Origin of the sequence: Kaistella chaponensis, assembly GCF_900156725.1 — a bacterium.
In the GTDB taxonomy this organism is placed as follows: domain Bacteria; phylum Bacteroidota; class Bacteroidia; order Flavobacteriales; family Weeksellaceae; genus Kaistella; species Kaistella chaponensis.
In genome coordinates this window covers 1-1,800 of record NZ_FTOI01000028.1, presented here as the reverse complement: position 1 = coordinate 1,800, position 1,800 = coordinate 1, and the positions used below count along the sequence as shown (strand labels likewise).

General features: G+C 30.9%; 2 protein-coding genes. One reads left to right on the top strand and one right to left on the bottom strand.

Annotated elements, in window-relative coordinates; genetic code table 11:
• A partial coding sequence (locus BW932_RS14100) for a transposase (protein ID WP_245820754.1) occupies positions 1–444 on the top strand: 444 nt, incomplete at its 5' end.
• A 228-nt stretch (positions 445–672) separates the two neighbouring features.
• On the opposite strand, the gene BW932_RS14095 is transcribed toward BW932_RS14100, so the two are convergent.
• Positions 673–1,698, bottom strand: a complete 1,026-nt coding sequence (locus BW932_RS14095) for a hypothetical protein (protein WP_143745581.1) — start codon at positions 1,696–1,698, stop codon at positions 673–675.
• Positions 1,699–1,800: the final 102 nt, after the last annotated feature.

Sequence of the window (1,800 nt, the reverse complement as noted above, 5' to 3'; positions counted from 1 at the left end):
TACGACTTCAAAAAATACAGAACCCCAGCTTGTAAAGAATGTCCTGTAAAATCACTTTGTACGAGTAGAACAGGAGGCCGGGAAATTGATAGAAGCCAGTACGCGGATGCAGTGGAAGAAAACAATCAGCGTTATCGAGAAAATGGTCAATTGTACCGAAAAAGGCAGGAGATCAACGAGCATATCTTCGGAACCATCAAAAGGCAATGGGGTTACAATCACACGAATTTAACGGGTTTAGAGAAGGTAAATGGTGAACACAGCTTAATTATGCTGGTTTACAACATCAAACGTGCAATGAATATTCTGGGAGTTCCTGATTTAATTGCCAAAATCAAGAACTGGAAGTCACCTTACAAAAGGAACGTCTTGTTTTTGCAAATAACGAAGCATTTTAAGCTGAAATCAGTCTTTGTTTTTGAAAAAATATTATTGGTTGCTTAAAAATAAGGCGTCCTTAAAAGGCTTGTTTTACCTTGCAGCGTTGTAAAAATATGGCTTAAAGAGGGAGGATGTGAGTTTTTTCACAGCCTGACGTTTCGGGGCTTGGCGATGGCGGGCAAATCGAAGCCGAAACTTTCAACTAAAATACAAATTTCAACCTAAGCACAAAACGTGAACTTTTGACGTTCCGCCCGCTATTGCCAAACCCTTGTTATCTGCAGTATTTCTTTAGTTCCATCTTTTATTGAAATTTTGAATTGTGTCAATCACTGACTTGTTGATTTGTTTTGATAAAATTCTTTTTTCATCGGAAAAGAAATTTGTTTGATCTTCATTTTCCAAAATCAAATAAATTTGTTCATTTGGTGCAAGAAATCTGCCTTCCGAAAAATAAGAAGTTTTTTTAATCAATTTATCTAATAATTTTTTTCCTTCTTCATTTTTATATTTACTTACCGCTTTTGTAAACAATTCCAATTCAAAAAAAATATCGTCGGCTCTAAATTTTTTACCATTAATCTTTTTATTATAATAGTTCTCTAGAACTTTAAAATATTCGGGTTTCGGTGAATAATTAATGAATTCAATTGCAGAATTAAAATATGTTGGTTCCTTGTAAATTGAACTTTCTAAGTATTTAGTAATTAATTTTATATCTTCTGACTTATTGTAATTTGAAAAATATGTTATAAAAGTAATATTATTAAAATAATTTTCTGGTGAATTTTTTTGAATTTCAGCTTTGAGAATCGAATAATATTTTGGATTTGGATTAGCCTTATTTTTTTCAAGGTACAAAGCTAAGTGTCCGCTTAAATGTTTTTTGTTGTCTAAGTCTAAAATGATTTTATCTAAAATTATATCCAATTGCTTTTGTGAGAAAACATTGTTTTTTAATGTAGCATAATATAGCATTGCTCCTGAAACAGTCATTTCTTCAAGTGTATCATAGCTTGTTGATGTTACAATCTTTTTTACATTATTGATATTTTTAAGAAAAACATTATATGCTTGTATCGGATATTTTTTAACCAAAATTTCATAAAAATATAAGGCAATTTCGGCATCTTGATGTGATGACAATTCTACTAAATCATCTTTCGTAAAATTCTGAATAACAACATTTTTAAAATTTTCTTCAAATATCTCGTTTTTTGAATTTTCTATTTTATTTAAGAGAGTTTTTTGTTCCGTGTTATATTTACAGGAAGTCAATAAAAATAGACAAAAAATTGGTATTAGAAGGGTTCTCATAATATTGCAGATAACGCCCGTCGGCTTTGCGAAGTGCGAAGCATTTCGCAAAACCGACAGTTAGGCGAATGTTTTTGTTTATGCTAATTTACAAAAACAAGT

Excerpts from the sequence above, each read along its gene's own strand:
- BW932_RS14095 (WP_143745581.1), bottom strand. The coding sequence starts at position 1,698 with ATGAGAACCCTTCTAATACCAATTTTTTGTCTATTTTTATTGACTTCC.